General features: G+C 67.1%; 18 protein-coding genes, 1 tRNA gene and 1 pseudogene. 17 read left to right on the forward strand and 3 right to left on the reverse strand.

The window, feature by feature from the left end:
* The first annotated feature begins 66 nt into the window (after positions 1 to 66).
* The 7 genes from ABQF13_RS13215 to ABQF13_RS13245 all read left to right on the forward strand — a co-directional run bounded on the left by ABQF13_RS13215 (position 67) and on the right by ABQF13_RS13245 (position 6,131).
* Positions 67 to 576 carry a hypothetical protein gene (locus ABQF13_RS13215; RefSeq protein ID WP_448393210.1) on the forward strand — a complete coding sequence of 170 codons (510 nt, stop codon included), beginning with the start codon at positions 67 to 69 and terminating at the stop codon, positions 574 to 576.
* Between the two features lie 140 nt (positions 577 to 716).
* On the forward strand, positions 717 to 1,832 hold the full coding sequence (locus ABQF13_RS13220) for a nucleoside triphosphate pyrophosphohydrolase (protein ID WP_448393211.1): 1,116 nt from the start codon (positions 717 to 719) through the stop codon (positions 1,830 to 1,832).
* 78 nt (positions 1,833 to 1,910) lie between these two features.
* Entirely contained in the window at positions 1,911 to 2,642 is a 732-nt protein-coding gene (locus ABQF13_RS13225; protein WP_448393212.1) for a lytic transglycosylase domain-containing protein, read from the forward strand.
* A 75-nt stretch (positions 2,643 to 2,717) separates the two neighbouring features.
* Positions 2,718 to 4,007 carry a phosphopyruvate hydratase gene (eno, locus tag ABQF13_RS13230; RefSeq protein WP_448393213.1) on the forward strand — a complete coding sequence of 430 codons (1,290 nt, stop codon included), beginning with the start codon at positions 2,718 to 2,720 and terminating at the stop codon, positions 4,005 to 4,007.
* A 3-nt stretch (positions 4,008 to 4,010) separates the two neighbouring features.
* Positions 4,011 to 4,712, forward strand: coding sequence for an FtsB family cell division protein (locus ABQF13_RS13235; RefSeq protein ID WP_448393214.1), 702 nt, complete (start codon positions 4,011 to 4,013; stop codon positions 4,710 to 4,712).
* Positions 4,705 to 5,196 (forward strand): DUF501 domain-containing protein, encoded by a 492-nt coding sequence (locus tag ABQF13_RS13240; protein ID WP_448393215.1) that lies wholly within the window; start codon positions 4,705 to 4,707, stop codon positions 5,194 to 5,196. Before ABQF13_RS13235 ends, ABQF13_RS13240 begins: the two co-directional genes overlap by 8 nt.
* Positions 5,193 to 6,131: a Ppx/GppA phosphatase family protein gene (locus ABQF13_RS13245; RefSeq protein WP_448393216.1), complete on the forward strand. Its 939-nt coding sequence runs from the start codon at positions 5,193 to 5,195 to the stop codon at positions 6,129 to 6,131. Before ABQF13_RS13240 ends, ABQF13_RS13245 begins: the two co-directional genes overlap by 4 nt.
* Positions 6,132 to 6,141: 10 nt before the next feature.
* Here the strand turns inward: ABQF13_RS13245 and ABQF13_RS13250 are convergent, their stop codons facing one another.
* Positions 6,142 to 6,567, reverse strand: a complete 426-nt coding sequence (locus ABQF13_RS13250) for a DUF4383 domain-containing protein (protein WP_448393217.1) — start codon at positions 6,565 to 6,567, stop codon at positions 6,142 to 6,144.
* 522 nt (positions 6,568 to 7,089) lie between these two features.
* Here ABQF13_RS13250 and gnd point away from each other — a divergent pair.
* Both gnd and zwf read left to right on the forward strand, forming a co-directional pair.
* Positions 7,090 to 8,100 (forward strand): phosphogluconate dehydrogenase (NAD(+)-dependent, decarboxylating), encoded by a 1,011-nt coding sequence (gene gnd / locus ABQF13_RS13255; protein WP_448393562.1) that lies wholly within the window; start codon positions 7,090 to 7,092, stop codon positions 8,098 to 8,100.
* A 4-nt stretch (positions 8,101 to 8,104) separates the two neighbouring features.
* Positions 8,105 to 9,481, forward strand: coding sequence for a glucose-6-phosphate dehydrogenase (gene zwf / locus ABQF13_RS13260; protein ID WP_448393218.1), 1,377 nt, complete (start codon positions 8,105 to 8,107; stop codon positions 9,479 to 9,481).
* A 21-nt stretch (positions 9,482 to 9,502) separates the two neighbouring features.
* Here zwf and ABQF13_RS13265 read toward each other — a convergent pair whose 3' ends face one another.
* Positions 9,503 to 11,374, reverse strand: a complete 1,872-nt coding sequence (locus ABQF13_RS13265) for a propionyl-CoA synthetase (protein WP_448393219.1) — start codon at positions 11,372 to 11,374, stop codon at positions 9,503 to 9,505.
* Positions 11,375 to 11,414: 40 nt separating this feature from the next.
* Between ABQF13_RS13265 and ABQF13_RS13270 the strand changes: the two genes are divergently transcribed.
* From ABQF13_RS13270 to ABQF13_RS13295, 6 genes and pseudogenes are all read left to right on the forward strand, one after another.
* On the forward strand, positions 11,415 to 12,275 hold the full coding sequence (locus ABQF13_RS13270; RefSeq protein ID WP_448393220.1) for an alpha/beta fold hydrolase: 861 nt from the start codon (positions 11,415 to 11,417) through the stop codon (positions 12,273 to 12,275).
* Positions 12,275 to 12,754 (forward strand): DUF309 domain-containing protein, encoded by a 480-nt coding sequence (locus ABQF13_RS13275; RefSeq protein ID WP_448393221.1) that lies wholly within the window; start codon positions 12,275 to 12,277, stop codon positions 12,752 to 12,754. The genes ABQF13_RS13270 and ABQF13_RS13275 overlap by 1 nt, the downstream gene beginning before the upstream one ends.
* A gap of 57 nt (positions 12,755 to 12,811) precedes the next feature.
* On the forward strand, positions 12,812 to 13,162 hold the full coding sequence (locus ABQF13_RS13280) for a hypothetical protein (RefSeq protein WP_448393222.1): 351 nt from the start codon (positions 12,812 to 12,814) through the stop codon (positions 13,160 to 13,162).
* Positions 13,163 to 13,924: 762 nt separating this feature from the next.
* A pseudogene (locus tag ABQF13_RS13285) lies at positions 13,925 to 14,173 on the forward strand (histidine kinase dimerization/phospho-acceptor domain-containing protein); the annotation flags it as partial.
* A 212-nt stretch (positions 14,174 to 14,385) separates the two neighbouring features.
* On the forward strand, positions 14,386 to 14,709 hold the full coding sequence (locus ABQF13_RS13290; protein WP_448393563.1) for a sensor histidine kinase: 324 nt from the start codon (positions 14,386 to 14,388) through the stop codon (positions 14,707 to 14,709).
* Entirely contained in the window at positions 14,694 to 15,359 is a 666-nt protein-coding gene (locus ABQF13_RS13295) for a response regulator transcription factor (RefSeq protein WP_448393223.1), read from the forward strand. The genes ABQF13_RS13290 and ABQF13_RS13295 overlap by 16 nt, the downstream gene beginning before the upstream one ends.
* Here ABQF13_RS13295 and ABQF13_RS13300 read toward each other — a convergent pair.
* Complete coding sequence (locus tag ABQF13_RS13300) at positions 15,321 to 17,873, reverse strand: sensor histidine kinase (protein ID WP_448393224.1); 2,553 nt, start codon at positions 17,871 to 17,873, stop codon at positions 15,321 to 15,323. The two genes, ABQF13_RS13295 and ABQF13_RS13300, sit on opposite strands and share 39 nt — an antisense overlap.
* A 123-nt stretch (positions 17,874 to 17,996) precedes the next feature.
* Between ABQF13_RS13300 and ABQF13_RS13305 the strand changes: the two genes are divergently transcribed.
* Positions 17,997 to 18,071: transfer RNA gene (locus ABQF13_RS13305), tRNA-Leu, on the forward strand.
* Between the two features lie 122 nt (positions 18,072 to 18,193).
* On the forward strand, positions 18,194 to 18,589 hold the full coding sequence (locus ABQF13_RS13310; protein WP_448393225.1) for a nitroreductase family deazaflavin-dependent oxidoreductase: 396 nt from the start codon (positions 18,194 to 18,196) through the stop codon (positions 18,587 to 18,589).
* Positions 18,590 to 18,725: the final 136 nt, after the last annotated feature.

The raw sequence follows: 18,725 nt of genomic DNA on the forward strand, positions 1-18,725 counted from the left end.
TCGTGCAATTCCTAAACCGAACATCACGCGACTGACGTCGCTGTGACGAGAGGCGAAGGAGTGAACATGAACTTCAAGAAATTCGCGGTAACCACGACGATGGCCGGTGCACTGGGTCTCGGCGGCGCGCTTGGCCTGGGTGCAGGTGCGGCGCAAGCCGATCCGTTCGTGCCGCCGCCGCCGCCGATTCCGGTTCCGGACGTCAACGTGCCCGACGTCAACCTGCCGGCCGTGAATGTTCCAGATGTGAATGTGCCGGCCGTCAACGTCCCGGACGTCAATGTGCCGGCCGTGAATGTTCCGGACGTGAATGTTCCGGACGTGAACGTTCCGGACGTGAACGTTCCGGACGTGAACGTTCCGGACGTCTGGCTCCCTGAGCTCGGTGACTACTTCCGGCTGCCACCCGCGGACATCGCGCCCGGCCAGCTGAAGAATTCACCGTTCATCAACGGGGTGCCCAACCCGTTCTACGGCATCCCGCCCGGGCAGCTGAAGAAGATGCCCACCGTGAACGGGCTCGTCAACCCGTTCTTCGACGAGGCGCCGGGACACTGGACCATTCCGGAGTCCTGAGTTACCAGCTATGACACGATGGCCGCCTTGCCACCAGGCAGGGCGGCCATCGCCTGTCACCAGGGCCGCCGCGCTCCGACGAAGTGTTGGTATAACCGAAACCAGCGGTCTCATCGAAATTGCGTGAGGGGGTCCAGCCCATGACCGTCGTATTGGTCGACCCCCGCCGCCCCGCCCTCGTGCCTGTCGACGCGATCGACCTGCTCAGCGGCGACGTCCAGTACACCGAAGAGATGCCGGTGAAGGTGCCGTGGTCGCTGCCGTCGGCGCGGCCGTGGTTCTCCGACGGTTCCGACGAGGAGGCCGCACCGGTGCTGCTGTCGTCAGATCAGGACCATCCCGCCGTCAAGGCGCGCCTGGCCGCCGGTGAGAAGCTGATCGCCGCCTCCGAGCCCGCACCGGGGGAGCGGCTTATCGACGCCGTCGAGATGATGGACAAGCTGCGCACGTCGGGACCGTGGGAAAGCGAACAGACCCATGACTCGCTGCGGCGTTACCTGCTGGAAGAGACCTACGAGCTGTTCGACGCGGTGCGTAGCGGCAACGCCGACGAACTACGCGAAGAGCTCGGAGATGTGTTACTGCAGGTGCTTTTTCACGCCCGCATCGCCGAGGACGCGCCATACAACTCGTTCACGATTGACGACGTCGCCGACTCACTGGTGCGCAAACTCGGCAACCGGGTGCCGGCAGTGCTTGCGGGCGAATCGATTTCACTCGACGACCAGTTGGCCCAGTGGGAGCAACGCAAGGCCTTGGAGAAGAGGGCCAGGCGGGCCTTCTCGGCCATGGACGACGTTCCGACCGGTCAGCCCGCATTGGCGTTGGCGCAGAAGGTCATTGAGCGCGTCACGGCGGCCAACCTGCCCGCCGAGCTGATCACCGACGCCATCACATCGGTGACCGTGACGGCGGGGTGCGACGCCGAGAACGCGTTGCGGGCCCAGGTCCTGGAGTTCATGGACACCGTGCGCAAGGTCGAGCACGCGGTAGCCGCCGCGCGCCGCGGCGACGACGTTCCCGAGGAACTCGACGTCGCCCCGCTCGGGGAGATCACCGAGGAGGAGTGGCGCGCACACTGGCCGTCGGCTGACACCGAACCGGCCCCGGACCGCATCCCGGAGCCGACGCCCGCCGAGGTGCCCGAGCCCACGCCCGCCGACGTGCCCGAGACCGGCCCCGAAGACGTACCCGAACCGTCGCCGGAGGATGGGGCAACCGATGAGGTCGTCGCATCGGAGTTCGAGCCGCGCTGAAAACGCGAGGGGCGTTCGGGCGCGACGCGGCAAACACGTGGGAACATGGGCAGCAACCGAAGTTGGTTGAGGAGTTTGGTGTCGCCGGTGCGTTGGCTGCGGGCTGTCGCCGTCGTAGGCGCGGCAGCGCTGCTCTTGGCTTCGAGCTGTTCCTGGCAGCTCGGTACGCCCATCCCTGATGGCGTGCCCCCACCCCCGGGTGACCCCGTGCCGCAGATCGATACCTACGCCGACGGCCGACCCGCCGACCAGTTGCGCGACTGGGCGGCCGAACGCGCGCCGGCGCTGGAGATACCCGTCGCCGCGCTGGAGGCCTACGCCTACGCCGCCCGGGTCGCCGAGGTGGAGAACCCGGACTGCAACTTGAAGTGGACGACGCTGGCGGGCATCGGTCAGGTGGAAAGCCACCACGGCACCTATCGAGGCGCGGCCATCGGGGACAACGGTGACGTGCACCCACCCATCCGCGGCGTCCTGCTGGACGGCACCGGCGGCAACCTCGAGATCCTCGACAACGACGCGGTCAGCCACGACGGCGACATGGACTACGCCCGTGCGATGGGACCGATGCAGTTCATCCCCGAAACCTGGCGGCTCTACGGCGTCGACGCCAACAACGACGGGGAGATCAGCGCCGACAACATCGACGACGCCGCGCTGTCGGCCGCCGGCTACCTGTGCTGGCGAGGCAAGGACCTGGCCACCGCCCGGGGCTGGATGAACGCGTTGCGCGCCTACAACCATTCCGACCAGTACGCCCGAACCGTGCGCGACTGGGCGAGGGCATATGCGAACGGACACCCCCTCTGAGCACGCCGGGCAGGTCCGCAGGCTCTAGGCTCGACCCCTAACGCCATCGTTCACATCACGATCAAGGAGAAGCGAGTGCCCATCATCGAGCAGGTCGGAGCCCGCGAGATCCTCGACTCCCGGGGCAACCCGACGGTCGAGGTCGAGGTGGCGCTGATGGACGGCACCTTCGCCCGCGCGGCGGTGCCGTCGGGCGCATCAACAGGTGAGCACGAGGCTGTCGAGCTGCGCGACGGCGGCGCCCGCTACGGCGGCAAGGGCGTGCACAAGGCGGTCGAGGCGGTGCTCGACGAGATCGCCCCCGCGGTCATCGGTATGAGCGCCGACGACCAGCGACTCATCGACCAGGCTCTGCTCGACCTGGACGGCACCCCCGACAAGTCCCGGCTCGGCGCCAACGCGATCCTCGGGGTGTCGCTGGCGGTGTCGAAGGCGGCGGCCGAATCGTCGGCGTTGCCCCTTTTTCGGTACATCGGCGGCCCAAACGCGCACATCCTTCCGGTGCCGATGATGAATATTCTCAACGGCGGCGCGCACGCCGACACCGGTGTCGACGTGCAGGAGTTCATGATCGCGCCGATCGGCGCCCCGTCGTTCAAGGAGGCGCTGCGCTGGGGCACCGAGGTGTACCACGCGCTCAAGGCCGTGCTCAAGGAGCAGGGCATGGCGACCGGCCTCGGCGACGAGGGCGGTTTCGCCCCCGACGTCGCGGGCACCAAGGCCGCGCTGGACTTGATCGTGAACGCCATCGAGACGGCGGGCTTCACGCCGGGCTCCGACGTGGCGCTGGCGCTCGACGTCGCCGCCACCGAATTCTTCAGTGCCGAGCAGGGTTACGCGTTCGAGAACGAGACCCGCAGCGCCGAGAACATGGTCTATTTCTACTCAGGTCTGATTGACTCCTACCCGCTGGTGTCGATCGAGGATCCGCTTTCCGAGGATGACTGGGACGGTTGGGTGGCGCTGACCAACGCGATCGGCGACCGCATCCAACTCGTGGGCGACGACCTGTTCGTCACCAACCCCGAACGGCTGGAAGACGGCATCCACAAGGGGGCAGCCAACGCGCTCCTGGTGAAGGTCAACCAGATCGGCACGCTGACGGAAACCCTCGACGCGGTGGCGTTGGCGCACGCCAGCGGCTACCGCACGATGATGAGCCACCGCAGCGGCGAAACCGAGGACACCACGATCGCCGACCTCGCCGTCGCGGTCGGCAGCGGTCAGATCAAGACCGGCGCCCCGGCACGCAGCGAGCGCGTCGCCAAGTACAACCAGTTGCTTCGCATCGAGGAGACCCTCGGTGACGCCGCCCGCTACGCCGGCGACCTGGCGTTCCCCCGGTTTACGCTGGAGACGAAATAGCCCGTGCCCGAAGCGAAACGACCCGATCCGAAGAGAAGGTCACCCACCTCCCGGCCCGGTAAGCCGGGTAAGGGCGGTGGCAAGGGTCGTCCTCGCACCACGGCTCGCCGCGACAGCCGCGCCGCCGATCCGAAAGAACCGCGTCAGGCCTCCGACGCAACCAAGGACACCACGGAGTCCATCCGCAAGTCGATCGTGGAGGCGGCCGAGCAGCAGTCCGAGCAGCGGTTCGGCTCCGCGGCGCGGCGCGCGGCGATCCTCGCCGCGGTGGTGTGCGTGCTGACGCTGACGATCGCGGGCCCGGTGCGCACCTACTTCGGTCAGCGCACCGAGATGAGACAACTCAAGGCCACCGAGGAGCAGCTGCGCGCGCAGATCGCCGAGCTCGAGGAGCAGAAGGTCAAGCTCGCCGATCCGGTGTTCATCGCCGCCCAGGCGCGTGAGCGGTTGGGGTTCGTGATGTCGGGTGAGACGCCGTATCAGGTACAGCTGCCGGAGAACTTCGCGGTGCCCGGCGCCCCGGGGCAGGAGCCCGAAACCGCGAAGCTCGACCAGCCTTGGTACACGGCGCTGTGGAACACGATCGCCGATGAGCCGCACGGGATCTCGCCCGCACCGCTGCCGCTGCCAGGAGCGCCCGGAGCACCGCCCGGGGCGCCTGGGGCGCCGCCGCCGACCCCCGCGCCGCCCGCTGCCGGTGGTTGAGCAGTCCGACCTCGACGCCGTCGCGCGGCAGTTGGGGCGGGAACCCCGCGGTGTCCTGGAGATCGCGTACCGATGCCCCAACGGAGAACCCGGCGTCGTCAAGACCGCGCCGAAACTGCCTGATGGCACACCGTTTCCGACGTTGTACTACCTGACCCACCCGGTGCTGACCGCGGCGGCCAGCCGCTTGGAGTCCGACGGCCTGATGAAGGAGATGACCGTGCGACTGCGCGAGGATCTCGAGCTGGCGGCCGCCTACCGCCGCGCCCACGAGTCCTACCTCGCCGAGCGTGATGCGATCGAGCCTTTGGGCACAACGTTTTCCGGCGGCGGTATGCCCGATCGCGTCAAATGCCTGCATGTGCTGATCGCGCATTCGCTGGCCAAGGGGCCGGGCACCAACCCGTTGGGTGACGAGGCGCTGGCGCTGTTGGCCAACGAACCCGCCATGGTGGGCATCCTCGAGCAAGGGAAGTGGACATGACCAGGGTCGGCGCCATCGACTGCGGAACGAACTCCATCCGGCTGCTGATCGCCGACGTCGACGGGCCGCGGCTGCGCGATGTGCACCGCGAGATGCGCATCGTCCGCCTCGGCCAGGGGGTGGACGCCACGGGAAGGCTTGCGCCCGAGGCCCTGGAGCGCACCCGGGCGGCGCTCAGCGACTATGCCCGGCTGCTGGCCGATCACGAAGTCGCCAGAATCCGGATGGTGGCCACGTCGGCGACCCGTGACGCAGCCAACCGTGACGTGTTCTTCGCGATGACGGCCGGTGTGCTGGGCGCCGTGGTGGCGGGCACGGTCGCCGAGGTGATCACCGGCACCGAGGAGGCGGAACTGTCGTTCCGCGGTGCGGTGGCCGACCTGGACGCGGCCGCAGCGCCTTTCGTCGTCGTCGACCTGGGCGGCGGGTCGACCGAGGTGGTGCTGGGCGACGACGACGTGACGGCCAGTTACTCGGCTGACATCGGCTGCGTTCGGGTGACCGAACGCTGTCTGCACTCCGACCCGCCGACCGCCGAGGAGGTCGCGACGGCGCGCGAGGTGGTGCACGACGGCTTGCGCGAGGCGCTCGACATGGTGCCCGTCGCCGGGGCCCGCACCTGGGTGGGCGTCGCAGGCACGATGACGACGATGTCGGCGTTGGCGCAGCGGATGACGACCTACGACTCGGCGGCCATCCACCTGTCGCGGGTCGGATTCGGTGATCTGTTGGGGGCGTGCGATGAGGTGATCGCGATGAGCCGTGCTCAGCGCGCAGCGCTGGGACCAATGCACGAGGGCCGCGTCGACGTCATCGGCGGCGGGGCGATCATCATCGAGGAACTCGCCGCCGCGCTGGGCCAGCGGGCCGGCATCGACGAGCTGGTGGTCAGCGAGCACGACATCCTCGACGGCATCGCGCTGTCGATCGCCTGAGCCGGATCGGTCAGGCCCGTACCCTTCTGCGCCGCTTGGTCGGGTCGCGTTGGCCTGCCAGCGTCAGCCCGAGCAGCGCCATGATCATGGCGAGCCCGAAGTGCAGCCAGTTGGCCGCTCCCTCGAAGAAGAACCCGTAGGCCCACAAAACCAGATACACCAGCGCGCCGCCGAGTAGGTATGCCCGTGCGGCGGCGTAGCTGTGGGCCATCATGAAGCCTGCCGCGCCGGTGACCAGATGCACCATGTTGTGCAGTGCCGTGACGGCGAACAGCCCGAACACCTCGGCGCCGGTGTGCCCGCCCGCCCACGTCAGCCGGTTGTAGCCGGTGGTGACGGCCGGGATGAAGCCGCACACGCCAAGGATGAGCAGACCCGCGCCGACGAAGATAGCCGCGGCTTGCACGGCCATGTATTTCGGATTATTCGCCGTCATCTCCGCCTCCCGCCCGACCCGCTGCATATTGACGGGCCGGCAGATCTAGGAGATACCCCCTAGGCCGGCGGTTAATCGGTCCGGGCGGCTACTTTTTGATGTAGCAGTTCGGTGCGTTGCCGCAGTGGTGGCCCTGGTCGCACTTGTGACAATGGCATGAACAACCGGAACGGTCATTAGCTGGTGCACGCATCGCAGATCAACTCCTCTGTCGAATCGTTCGCGCGAAGTAGGGCGAACGTGCGGACGCATATCAACATATGCCGATATCGCAACGGTGTCGATGCTTTGCGGGCTCATGCGCCGAGTCACCCCGGCGGACGATATCCGCTTCAGCAGGCGTTCAACACGTATTCAGCTGCCCTGCAAAGGATTCAACGCATCCAGTCGATTTGCTCCGGATGACATCGCGGGTGCCTATAGTCGTTAGCTGGGTTTCCTATTGAGTCGGGGGCGAGGATCTTGGCGGGTTCGGTGCAGCCGATCTGATGACAAAGGAGTGATATGGCAACCGATACGCCGATGCAATTGGGAATGGTGGGCCTGGGCCGGATGGGGGCCAACCTGGTGCGACGGTTGATGCGTGACGGGCACCGCTGCGTGGTCTATGACCGCAACGCCGACGCCGTCACCGCCCTGGCCGGTGAGGGCGCAACGGGTGCAGAGTCGTTGAGCGACTTAGTCGCCAAGCTCGAAAAGCCGCGCGCGGTATGGCTGATGCTGCCCGCGGCGGTGGTGGATTCGACGCTGGATCAACTGGTTGCGCTGCTCGACGCCGACGACACGGTGATCGACGGCGGAAACTCCTACTATCGCGACGACATCACCCGGGCGAAAGCCCTGCAGGAACACCACATTCACTACGTCGACTGCGGCACCAGCGGTGGGGTGTGGGGCCTGGAGCGCGGCTACTGCCTGATGATCGGCGGTGAGACCGACGTGGTCACCCGCCTCGACCCGATCTTCAAGACCATCGCGCCCGGGCAGGGCACCGCCGAACCCACCCCCAGCCGCACCCGTACCGACGGCACCGCCCCCGACGGCTATCTGCACTGCGGACCAAGCGGGGCAGGGCATTTCGTGAAGATGGTGCACAACGGTGTGGAGTACGGGATGATGGCCGCCATCGCCGAGGGGCTCAGCATTATCAAGCACGCCGACGCCGGCACCGTCGACCGGACGGTCGACGCAGAAACCACACCGCTGCGCGACCCGTGGGCCTACCAGTACACGATCGACGTCGGCGAGGTGGCCGAAGTCTGGCGGCGCGGCTCGGTGGTCGGCTCGTGGTTGGTGGATCTGACCGCAGACGCGCTGGCCCGCTCACCCGGACTCGACGATTTCACCGGCCGGGTGTCGGACTCCGGGGAGGGCCGCTGGACGGTGCTGGCTGCGGTCGACGAAGGTGTGCCTGCTTCGGTGATCACCACATCGCTGTTCGAACGCTTCGAATCCCGCCAGCTCGGTGGGTTCACCGACAAGGTGATGTCGGCGATGCGCAGTGAGTTCGGCGGCCACGCCGAGAAGAAGTAAGAACATGAAGACCGCATCCGCCGATGTGCTGGTGATCTTCGGGATCACCGGCGACCTCGCCAGGAAGATGACGTTTCGGTCGTTGTACCGGCTGGAACGAAATGGTCTGCTGGACTGTCCGATCGTCGGTGTCGCCCTCGACGACTGGTCGGCGTCGACCCTGCGTGACCACGCCCGCAAGGCCATCGATGCGAGCGGCGAGCCGGTCGACGACAAGGTGTTCGAGCGGTTCGCGCAACGGCTTTCGATGGTGTCGGGCGATTTCGCCGACCCGAAGACCTATGACCGCGTGGCCCAGGCGATCGAGGGCAAGCACACACCCGTGTTCTATCTCGAGATCCCGCCGTCGTTGTTCGGCCGCGTCGTCGAGGGTCTGGCGCGGGCCAGCCTCACCACCGGGGCCAGGGTCCTGGTGGAAAAGCCGTTCGGCCACGACCTGGCGTCGGCGCGGGAACTCAACGCGATGCTGCGCAGTGTTCTCGAGGAGTGGCAGATCTTTCGCATCGACCACTTCCTGGGCAAGGAACCGGCGATGGACATCATGTTCCTGCGGTTCGCCAACTCGATCTTCGAACCGCTGTGGAACCGCGACCGGATCCACTGTGTGCAGCTGACCATGGCCGAGAACTTCGGCGTCGACGACCGGGGCAGCTTCTACGATCCCGTCGGCGCGCTGCGCGACGTCGTGCAGAACCACCTGCTGCAGTTGATCGGATTGTTCGCCGCTGAACCGCCGAGCGTCGCAGGCGCCGACGGGATCCGTGACAAGCGCGTGGAGGTGTTCCGCGCGATCCCGTCGATCGACCCGGCCCACTATGTGCGCGGACAGTACGACGGCTACCCGTCGATCGAGGGGGTCAAACCGGACTCGCAGACCGAGACGTTCGCGGCGCTGCGCCTCGAGATCGACAACTGGCGCTGGTCAGGGGTCCCGTTCTTCATCCGGGCCGGCAAGGGTTTACCGGCGCGCGCCACCGAGATTCGCGTCATCTTCAACCGGCCGCCCAAGTTGCCGATCACCGCGACAACCCACGACCCCAACGAACTCGTGTTGCGCATCGATCCCAAACCCGGCGCCGACCTGATCGTGCAGGCCAAGGAGCCCGGCGCCAACCGCACCCGCACGGTGGACCTCTCCCTGGTCTTCGCCGAGGAACTCGGTGAGGCGCCCGAGCCCTACGAGCGGCTACTCAGCGACGCCATGCGCGGCAACTCCAGCCAGTTCGCCCGCGAAGACGGGGTCGAGGAGACCTGGCGCATCGTGCAACCGCTGCTCGACGCGCCACCACCCGTGGAGCCGTACCCGCGGGGATCGTGGGGTCCGCCCGGAGCGGCCAAACTCGTTGCCGGCTATCCGGGTTGGCGCGACCCCTGGCTGTAGTACTTCGCTCGCGAGGTGAATCTAGCGCTGCAGAATCGGCGTCAGCGCGTCGAGCACCGCGGGATCCTCGATGGTCGACGGCACCGGCTCCGTGCGACCCGCGGCGATACCGCGCATGGTCTTGCGCAGGATCTTTCCCGAGCGGGTCTTCGGCAGCGCAGGGACGACGTCGACGGTCTTGAAACACGCGACAGCGCCGATGTTCTCCCGCACCGCGGCGACCAGTTCGTCGGCCAGCCGATCGGCGGACGCTCCGGCTTTGAGCACGACGAACCCGCGCGGAACCTGGCCCTTGATCTCGTCGGCCACGCCGATGACCGCGCACTCCGCCACGGCCGGGTGTGCTGCCAGCACTGCCTCGATCGCGCCCGTCGAAAGACGGTGTCCGGCAACGTTGATCACGTCGTCGGTGCGCCCCATCACGAACAGGTAGCCGTCTTCGTCGAGATAGCCGCCGTCGCCGGTGAGGTAGAACCCGGGAAACGCCGACAGGTAGGACGCGATGTAGCGGTCGTCGTCGCCCCACAGCGTCGGCAGGGTGCCGGGCGGTAGCGGCAGCCGCACGCAGATCGCGCCCTCCTCGCCAGCGTCGCACTCCGAGCCGTCTGGGCGCAGGATTCGCACGTCGTAGCCGGGCATCGGCGCCGTGGCGGAACCGGGCTTGATCGGCATCGGCTCGACGCCCATCGGGTTGGCCGCGATGGACCAGCCGGTCTCGGTCTGCCACCAGTGATCGATGACCGGCAGGCCGAGTTTCTCCGCCGCCCACTGGTAGGTGTCGGGGTCGAGGCGCTCACCGGCCTGGAACAGATACCGCAGCGCGGACAAGTCGTACTTGTCGAGGTGCAGCCCGTCGGGATCCTCCTTCTTGATGGCGCGCATCGCCGTCGGCGCGGTGAACAACGCCTTGACCCCGTGCTCGGCGGCCACCCGCCAGAACGCGCCGGCATCGGGGGTGCCGACGGGTTTGCCTTCGTACAACACCGTCGTCGCGCCCAGCAGCAGCGGACCGTAGACAATGTAGGAGTGCCCCACCACCCAGCCGACATCCGAAGCGGCCCAATAGATGTCGCCGGGCGCGGTGTCGTAGATGTGGCGCATGCTCCACAGCAACGCGACGGCGTGCCCGCCGTTGTCGCGAACGATGCCCTTCGGTTTTCCGGTGGTGCCGGAGGTGTAGAGCACATACAGCGGATCGGTCGATTTCACCGGTACCGGGTCGACGGGTTGAGCCGTTGACATCAGCGCGTTCCAGTCCCGGTCCCGGCCATCGACCAGTTGGCACGGCTGGTGCTCGCGCTGCAGGATCACGCACGGGGGTGCCGGGTGCTCGGCCATCTCAAGGGCGGCGTCGAGCATCGGTTTGTAATCGACGGTGCGGGTCGGCTCGACGCCACACGACGCCGACACGATCACCGTCGGGCGGGCATCGTCGATGCGTAGGGCCAGTTCGTGTGCGGCGAACCCACCGAACACCACCGAGTGCACCGCACCCAGCCGCGCGCACGCCAGCATGGCGATCACGGCTTCGGGCACCATCGGCATGTAGATCACCACGCAGTCGCCCTTGCAGACTCCCAACTGGTGCAGTGCTCCAGCGAAACATGCTGTGGCCGAGAGGAGTTCACGATAGGTATAGGTGCGCTGAGTTCCGGTCACGGGGGAGTCGTAGATCAGCGCGGGTTGGTCGGCGCGGCCGCCCTCGACGTGGCGGTCGAGCGCGTTGGCGCATGTGTTCAATTCACCGTCAGGAAACCACCGGTAGAACGGCGGGTTGGAGTCGTCGAGGATCTGTTGGGGCTCGCGCATCCACGTCACCTCCCGCGCGGCATCGGCCCAAAACGACGCGGGATCACGGAGGCTGGCGTCGCACAGTTCTCGGTATCCGGTCATACCGGCACGGTAGCGCGACAAGCCTTCCTATAGTCGCGTTATGCCTGCGCAACCGCCACCTATCGACGGCGTTCGACGTTCGTTCATCGACGCCCGGGGCGTGCGGTTCCACGTCACCGAGGCCGGTCCGGCAGACGGCCGTCCGGTCCTCGCCCTGCACGGGTGGCCGCAGCACCACTGGGTGTACCGCGACCTGCTGGCCGATCCGCCGCCTGGAATGCGGATCATCGCACCCGATCTGCCTGGTTACGGCTGGTCGGGGCCCGCGCCGCACCGCTGGGCCAAAGACGATGTCGCCAGCGATGTCCTGGCGCTGATGGATGTGCTCGGACTGGACCGGGTGCTGCTGGTGGGCCACGACTGGGGCGGTTTCGTCGGCTACCGGATGCTGCTGACCGCGCCGCAACGTTTCGACGGTTATCTCGTGATGAATATGGCCCATCCGTGGCTGTCGCCGCGCGCGGTGGCGCCTCATCTGTGGCGGTTCTGGTACCAGCTGCTGATGGCCACAGTCGGCGTCCAGGTGCAGCAGCGCACGTCGTTTCTCGAGCGGGCGTTCGCGTCGATCTCCGACATCGACCGCGACACCGCCCGCATCTACGTCGAGCGGTTCCGCGATCCGGTGGTGGCCAGGACCGCACGAGACACGTACCGGACGTTCCTGCTTCGGGAACTCCCCGCCGCGGCGCGGTCGCCGGCGCCGCCGCGGGCGACTGTGCCGATCCGGTGCCTGTTCGGGCTCGATGACAGTGCGGTGCACGTCTCGTTCGCCGCGCCGGAATCCGCCAACGCCGACGACTACACGCTGGAGACCGTCGACGCCAGCCATTTCATCGTCGACGAGCGGCCCGATCTGGTTCGGGCGCGGTTGATCTCGTTGGCCGAAGAGACGCAGCGGTAGTGGCCGAACGAGATCGCGACGAGTTGGGCAAGGCGCGCAGCAGCCGGCCCCGCGACGCGCTCGGCAGACCGCTGCCGCACGGCAGCGAGGGCGTGGCGCGCATCCCCGAAAATCTCGAGTTGTCGCCGTCGGAGTCCCTGTCCTACGCGCAGGAGTTGCTGGACGACGGGCTGGCGTTCAACGCCCACGAGGTCCTGGAGGCGGCCTGGAAGAACGCGCCCGACGACGAACGCAACATGTGGCAGGGGTTGGCGCAGCTCGCGGTCGGCATCACCCACATCCAGCGCGGCAACACCGTCGGCGCCGCGACCGTTCTGACCCGGGCTGCGGAGCGGCTGGCGGACCGGCCCGAGGCCCAGCCGCACGGCATCGACGTCGACGGGCTGATCACCCACGCCCACGCGCTGATCGAGGACCTGCAGCGACAAGCCGACATCTCGGTCGAGCGGCTGCGGCCACGGCTTGAAGCCACCAGATGAGAACCTTCTCATCTGGTTATCACCACGGTGACATCCGAACGTCCGATCGTGGATGTCATGCGCAGCTCATTGACCCTTGTCCTGGCCGCGTTGGCCCTGCTGGCCGCCGGTGTGGGCGGCGTGGTGATCGCGTCGACGGGATCTACCGCCGACCATGAGCCGCTCGATCCGATCACTGTGCACGCGCCTGAGCAGCCGGCGACCCACGGGCCCGCGGCGCCCGCCGAGCCCGCTGCCCCCGCCCCGTCGCCGCAGCTCCCCGCCGCATCCAAGATCGCGCCGCCGCCGCCACCTGTGGATGTGCCCGCCCCGCCGCCCCCGGTCAGCGTGGGGGACTGGGACGACGATGACGACGACTGGGATGACGACGACTGGGATGACGATGACGACGACGATGACGACGACTGATCGCGCGTCCGTCGCCGAAGGCACGACGCGAGAGGATGGGTACTAGCGACGGCAGCGACCCGGGGAGGACGACGGATGACCGTTGAATCTGCCCCGGTGGATCCGAGGCGGAGATGGCGTCGGCTGCTGCCGTGGACAGCGCGCACACAGATCATCGCGTGGGTGCTGCTGCTGGTGCTGACCGCGTTGGGGGTCGTCACGTTCGTGACGTGGCAGCTGCTGGTCAGGGCGGTCGACGCGCGGATGGACGAGGCGCTGCGGTTCGAGGTGCAAGAGTTCGCCGAGCTGACCGAGCCCGGCGTCAATCCGCGTACGGGTGAGCCGTTCACGAGCGTCGAAGAGGTGATCCGGGAGGCTATCGCCTACAACATCGCCCGGCCCAACGAGAAGTTCCTCGGCTACGTCAACGGGCAGTACCGCACCCAGAGCAGGCAGGAACCCGGCGCGCAGGAGGTGCTGTCGCAGGACGAGGCTTTTGCCGAGCGGGTCGCCAACGTGACCGAGCCGGTGGAGGGCCGGTACCAGCACGCAGAAGCCGGCGAGGTGCGCTACCTCGCGATCCCGGTACGTCTGGCCGGTGATCCCGCGCAGGGTGTCATCGTCGCGGCGTACATGGGCGACGCCGAACGTGACGCCGCCAACGACGCGGCGCGGCTGATGCTGATCGTCGGTTCGGTGACGATGATCGGCGCCGCGGCGGCGGCCTGGATTCTGGCCGGCCGGATCTTGCGTCCGTTGCGCGACGTCGCCGACACCACTCGGATGATCAGCGACACGGACCTGTCGCTGCGGGTGCCGTCGCGGGGTAAGGACGACGAGCTCGACCTCCTCGTCGCTACGATCAACGAAATGCTCGACCGGGTCGAGGCGGGCGTTTCCGCGCAGCGGCGGTTCGTCGATGATGCGGGCCATGAACTGCGCACACCGATCACGATCGTGCGCGGTCACCTCGAGGTGCTCGACCCCGCCGACGCGCAGGATGTGGCGTCGACGGTGGCGCTGGTCGACGACGAGCTGGGCCGGATGAACCGGATGGTGTCGGACCTGTTGTTGTTGGCGCAGTCCGAGCAGCCGTCGTTCCTGCATCCCGACGTGGTCGATGTCGAGGCGCTGACTCGGGAGGCCTTCGAAAGATCACCCGGCTCGCACCGCGGGGCTTCAGGTTGGAGACGGTGGCACGAACGACCGCCGTCCTCGACCCGCAGCGGATCACCCAGGCGCTGGTGGCATTGGCCGACAACGCATCGCGGTTCACCGAAGACGGTGGCTGGATCGGCGTCGGCTCCCAGCTGTCCGGCGGGTCGCTGCGGTTCTGGGTATCCGATTCGGGACCGGGTGTCAGCGACGAAGAGCGACATCGGATCTTCGAGCGCTTCGCCCGGGGTGGGACACGGCGCTCAGACGGTGCGGGGCTTGGTCTTTCGATTGTGCGGGCGATCGCGGTCGCACACGGCGGTGACGTGCTGCTGGACAGCGAGCCCGGCCGGGGCGCGACGTTCTCGGTCGTGATTCCTGCGGTGAAAGAGGATCAATGGCGCGGATACTGATTGCCGAGGACGAGCCGCGGATCGCGTCGTTCGTCGAGAAAGGCTTGGCTGCCAACGGGTTCACCACCACGGTGGTGGTCGACGGGCCGTCGGCGTACGACTACGCGGTCAGCGGCGGGTTCGATCTGATGGTGCTGGACATCGGGCTGCCGGAAATGGACGGGTTCGAGGTGCTGCGCAGGCTCCGGGCCGAGAACCATCCGATCCCGGTGATCGTGTTGACGGCGCGCACCAGCGTGCACGATACAGTCGCCGGGCTGGAAGGTGGCGCCGACGACTACATGCCCAAGCCGTTCCGGTTCGAGGAACTGCTGGCTCGCATCCGGGTGCGGTTGGCGCCGGATCGGACACCTGAGCTGACCGTGTTGTCCTGCGGCGGTTTGCATTTGGATCTGCGTACGCGACAGGCCGAAGTGGATGGTCGCACGGTGGATCTGTCGGCGCGGGAGTTTGCGCTGGCGGAGACGTTCCTGCGCCATCCGGGTCAGGTGCTGTCGCGGGAACAGCTGCTCAGCCACGTGTGGGGCTACGACTTCGACCCGGGTTCGAACGTGGTCGACGTGTACGTGCGCTATCTGCGACGCAAGCTCGGCGCGGAGCGATTTGTCACGTTACGGGGGATGGGCTACCGGCTCGAGACCATCGACTGATCGGTTTTCCTTGCGTGCGGCCGGCAGGTCGATCTCGATCGTCAAGCCACCGCCGGGGGTGTCGGACGCCGTAATCGTGCCGCCCATCGCTTCGACGAACCGCCGTGCCACCGAAAGCCCGAGACCGACACCGATTCTCGGACCATCACCGAACCGTGAGAAGGGCTCGAAGATCTGTTCCTCGGTGCCGCGCGGGATGCCCGGGCCCTCGTCGACGATGGCGATGAGCATGCGGTCGCCCACCTGACCTGCTGTCACCCGAACCGCGCTACCGGGGGCGTAGCGCAGCGAGTTGTCAATCACGTTGGCCAGTACGCGTTCGAGCAGGGCCGCGTCTGCGAGGACCGCTGCGCCGTCGACGGTTGTCTTGACCCGCTCAACACCGCGCCGGGTGAAGTCGGTGTTACCCGTGGTGATCCCGAGCAATGACCGTTGGACGGCCTCCTCCAGTTCGACGCGGTCACGTTCGGGGTGGATCACTCCGGCGGTGAGACGCGACGAGTCGAGCAGGTTGCCGACGACGGCCATGAGTTCGTCGACGGATTCCTCGCCGGTGGCCAGTAGGTCAGCGACGTCCTGCACCGGGAAGTCGGCGTCACTGCTGCGCAAAATCGGCGCCGCTGATTTGGCCGCAGCCAGCGGACTGCGAAGTTTGTGGGCCACCGCTGAGGACAGCGAGCGCCATAGTTCGTCGACTGCGACGGCGGCGCCGGTTTTGGTGGCGTCCTGGGCTGATTCCCGGCGTTTGACGAGGTCTGCGGCGTGGTTGGCGACGGCGCTGATCACGCGGCGCTCACGGGTGGTGAGCGGTGGGCCGGCCAGGAGCATGCTGTATTCGTCGTCGCCGATGTCGACGGCGGTGTCGGCGTCGTCGACATCGGTGCACGGATCCTGGCCCACGGCGGCGACGACCTCGCCGGTTTGGGTGTGAATCATGCTGACGGCGCGTTGCAGATAGGCCTCGCGGATCCGTTCGAGCAGTACGTCGATGTCGACATCGCGGAGCACCGAATCTGCGAACAGCGAAAGCATTTCGGAGTCCTGGGATGTGCGACGCGCTTCGCGGGCGCGGTTGACCGTGTGGTCGAGGAGAGCGGCCACCAGAACGGCGACGAGCATCAGCATTACGACGGTGATTGCGCCGTCGGTATGCCCGACGGTGAACGTGTTTTGCGGGGCGAGAAAGAAATACGTGAGCAGCGCTCCGGAGAGCATCGTTGACAGCACTGCGGGGATGAGGCCGCCCAGCAGTGCGACGCCGAGTATGCCGGTCAAGAACAGCGCACCCTGACCGCCGATGCCGAGGAGTCCGTCCGGCAGTGCCATGGTCGACCCGAAGATCGCGAGCGGAATCGCCAGGGCGGCAAACCAAGACAGCGCCCGGTGCGGGCGAGGTGAGTTACGCGACCCCGAGGTGCCGCCACCGGCGTCCTCGTGGGTGACCATGTGGACGTCGATCGTGCCGGACTGCCGCACAACCCTGTCGCCGACGCCTTCCTCGAACAGGCGCGCCCACCGCGACTTTCGGGTGCTCCCGATGACCAGTTGCGTGGCGTTGGTGTCGTGGACGAAGTCGAGCAGTGCCGACGCGACGTCGCCGGCGACGACGGTGTGCATGGTCGCGCCGAGGCTGACGGCGAGGTCGCGCACGGCCTTTTTCTGCTGTGCGGAGATTCCGGTGAGGCCCTCGCCTTGGACGACGTAGACGACCTTCAGTTCCGCGCCTGACCGCGAGGCGATGCGGGAGGCGCGGCGCACCAGAGTTTCGGATTCGGGGCCGCCGGTGACGCCGACCACCACGCGCTCGCGAGGTGCCCACGTTTCAGGGATCTTCTTGTCGGAGCGGTATTTCGAGAGCGCGGCGTCGACCTGGTCGGCCATCCACAGCAGCGCCAGTTGCCGCAGCGCGGTGAGGTTCTCGACGCGGAAGTAATTGGACATTGCGGCGTCGACGCGCTCGGGCGGGTAGATGTTGCCGTGAGCGAGCCTGCGCTGCAATGCTTGTGGTGTGATGTCGACCAGCTCGATCTGGTCGGCGGCGCGAACGATCTCGTCGGGGATCCGCTCCTTGGTTTCGACACCGGTGATCTGGCTGGCGACGTCGGCGAGGCTTTCGAGGCTCTCGACGCCGACGGTGGTGATCACCGTGATGCCGGCGTTGAGCATCTCCTCGACGTCCTGCCAGCGTTCGGCGTTCTTGCTGCCGGGAGTGTTGGTGTGGGCGAGGTCGTCGACGAGCACGACTTTGGGGCGTCGCTCCAGGACCGCCTCTACGTCGAGTTCGGGATGTCGCTCGCCGCGATGCTCGACGTAGCGGGGCGGTAGCACCTCGATGCCAGCGAGGCGCTGGGCGGTTTTGCGGCGTCCGTGGGTCTGGATGACGGCGGCGACGACGTCGGTTCCGCGCTCGAGGCGCCGGTGCGCCTCGGACAGCATCGAGTAGGTCTTGCCGACGCCGGGTGCGGCGCCGAGGTAGATCCGCAGGTCGCCTCGGTTTCGGCTCAAGATTCCCATAGGGCCATTTTCCCTGATGATCGGCGTGTCGGGGGCGGCCCGTGCGTATCGAGACGATCAGCGCAGCTCACTGGGCCGATATTCTTGACCGTCGGCCCCAAGCGGTACCGTATTCGACGCCTAGCCCCCATAGCCCAATTTGGCAGAGGCAGCAAGCTTAAAACTTGCAAAGTGTCGGTTCGAGTCCGACTGGGGGCACCGGAGTTCTTGCAAGTAGGGGCCGATTGCGGCTCGAACATTCGAGCGGTTGCTGTCGTTGGCAGCTCCCTGCGTCAGCACCGCGTCAGCGAGGAACTTCGACCATTACCTAGACTCCGAGAATGCGCGTGCCGCGCCGAATCGCGGAGTTCAACAAGCGAGTCACCAATCCGGCGGCTCGCACGATCACACCGTGGCTTCCGAACCTCGGAACGCTCGAGCACGTCGGGCGGAAGTCGGGTAAGCGATATCGAACGCCCCTTCTGGTATTCAAGACCCATGATGGCTACGCCATCCTCATCGGCTACGGCCTACAGACGGACTGGTTGAAGAACGTGCTGGCCGGCGGGCCGACGGTGCTACGCAAGCGTGGACGGGCTGTCGCGCTCGTCAACCCACGGGTGGTAAGCAAGGCCGAGGCCGCGGCCCTGGTCATACCGCGTTCTCGCCTCCTCTACCGAGCGTTTCCCTACAACGAGGCAGCCGTGCTGCTGACGAATGCGGGCTCTGCGGGTTGACCTCGGTACCGCACCGGGCTTGGAGCCGAGGAAGCGGCTGAAATCCGCACAGTGTCGGTTCGAGCCCGACTGGGGCGCGACATCGATGCAGTCGCCGACGTGGTGTGCTAGCTGCGTCTCATGTGCTGAGAGTAGA

This window comes from Mycolicibacterium sp. XJ879, assembly GCF_053483935.1.

Excerpts from the sequence above, each read along its gene's own strand:
- ABQF13_RS13215 (WP_448393210.1), top strand. The coding sequence starts at position 67 with ATGAACTTCAAGAAATTCGCGGTAACCACGACGATGGCCGGTGCACTG.
- ABQF13_RS13220 (WP_448393211.1), top strand. The coding sequence starts at position 717 with ATGACCGTCGTATTGGTCGACCCCCGCCGCCCCGCCCTCGTGCCTGTC.
- ABQF13_RS13245 (WP_448393216.1), top strand. The coding sequence starts at position 5,193 with ATGACCAGGGTCGGCGCCATCGACTGCGGAACGAACTCCATCCGGCTG.
- ABQF13_RS13250 (WP_448393217.1), bottom strand. The coding sequence starts at position 6,567 with ATGACGGCGAATAATCCGAAATACATGGCCGTGCAAGCCGCGGCTATC.
- gnd (WP_448393562.1), top strand. The coding sequence starts at position 7,090 with ATGCAATTGGGAATGGTGGGCCTGGGCCGGATGGGGGCCAACCTGGTG.
- zwf (WP_448393218.1), top strand. The coding sequence starts at position 8,105 with ATGAAGACCGCATCCGCCGATGTGCTGGTGATCTTCGGGATCACCGGC.
- ABQF13_RS13265 (WP_448393219.1), bottom strand. The coding sequence starts at position 11,374 with ATGACCGGATACCGAGAACTGTGCGACGCCAGCCTCCGTGATCCCGCG.
- ABQF13_RS13270 (WP_448393220.1), top strand. The coding sequence starts at position 11,415 with ATGCCTGCGCAACCGCCACCTATCGACGGCGTTCGACGTTCGTTCATC.
- ABQF13_RS13280 (WP_448393222.1), top strand. The coding sequence starts at position 12,812 with ATGCGCAGCTCATTGACCCTTGTCCTGGCCGCGTTGGCCCTGCTGGCC.
- ABQF13_RS13295 (WP_448393223.1), top strand. The coding sequence starts at position 14,694 with ATGGCGCGGATACTGATTGCCGAGGACGAGCCGCGGATCGCGTCGTTC.
- ABQF13_RS13300 (WP_448393224.1), bottom strand. The coding sequence starts at position 17,873 with ATGGGAATCTTGAGCCGAAACCGAGGCGACCTGCGGATCTACCTCGGC.
- ABQF13_RS13310 (WP_448393225.1), top strand. The coding sequence starts at position 18,194 with ATGCGCGTGCCGCGCCGAATCGCGGAGTTCAACAAGCGAGTCACCAAT.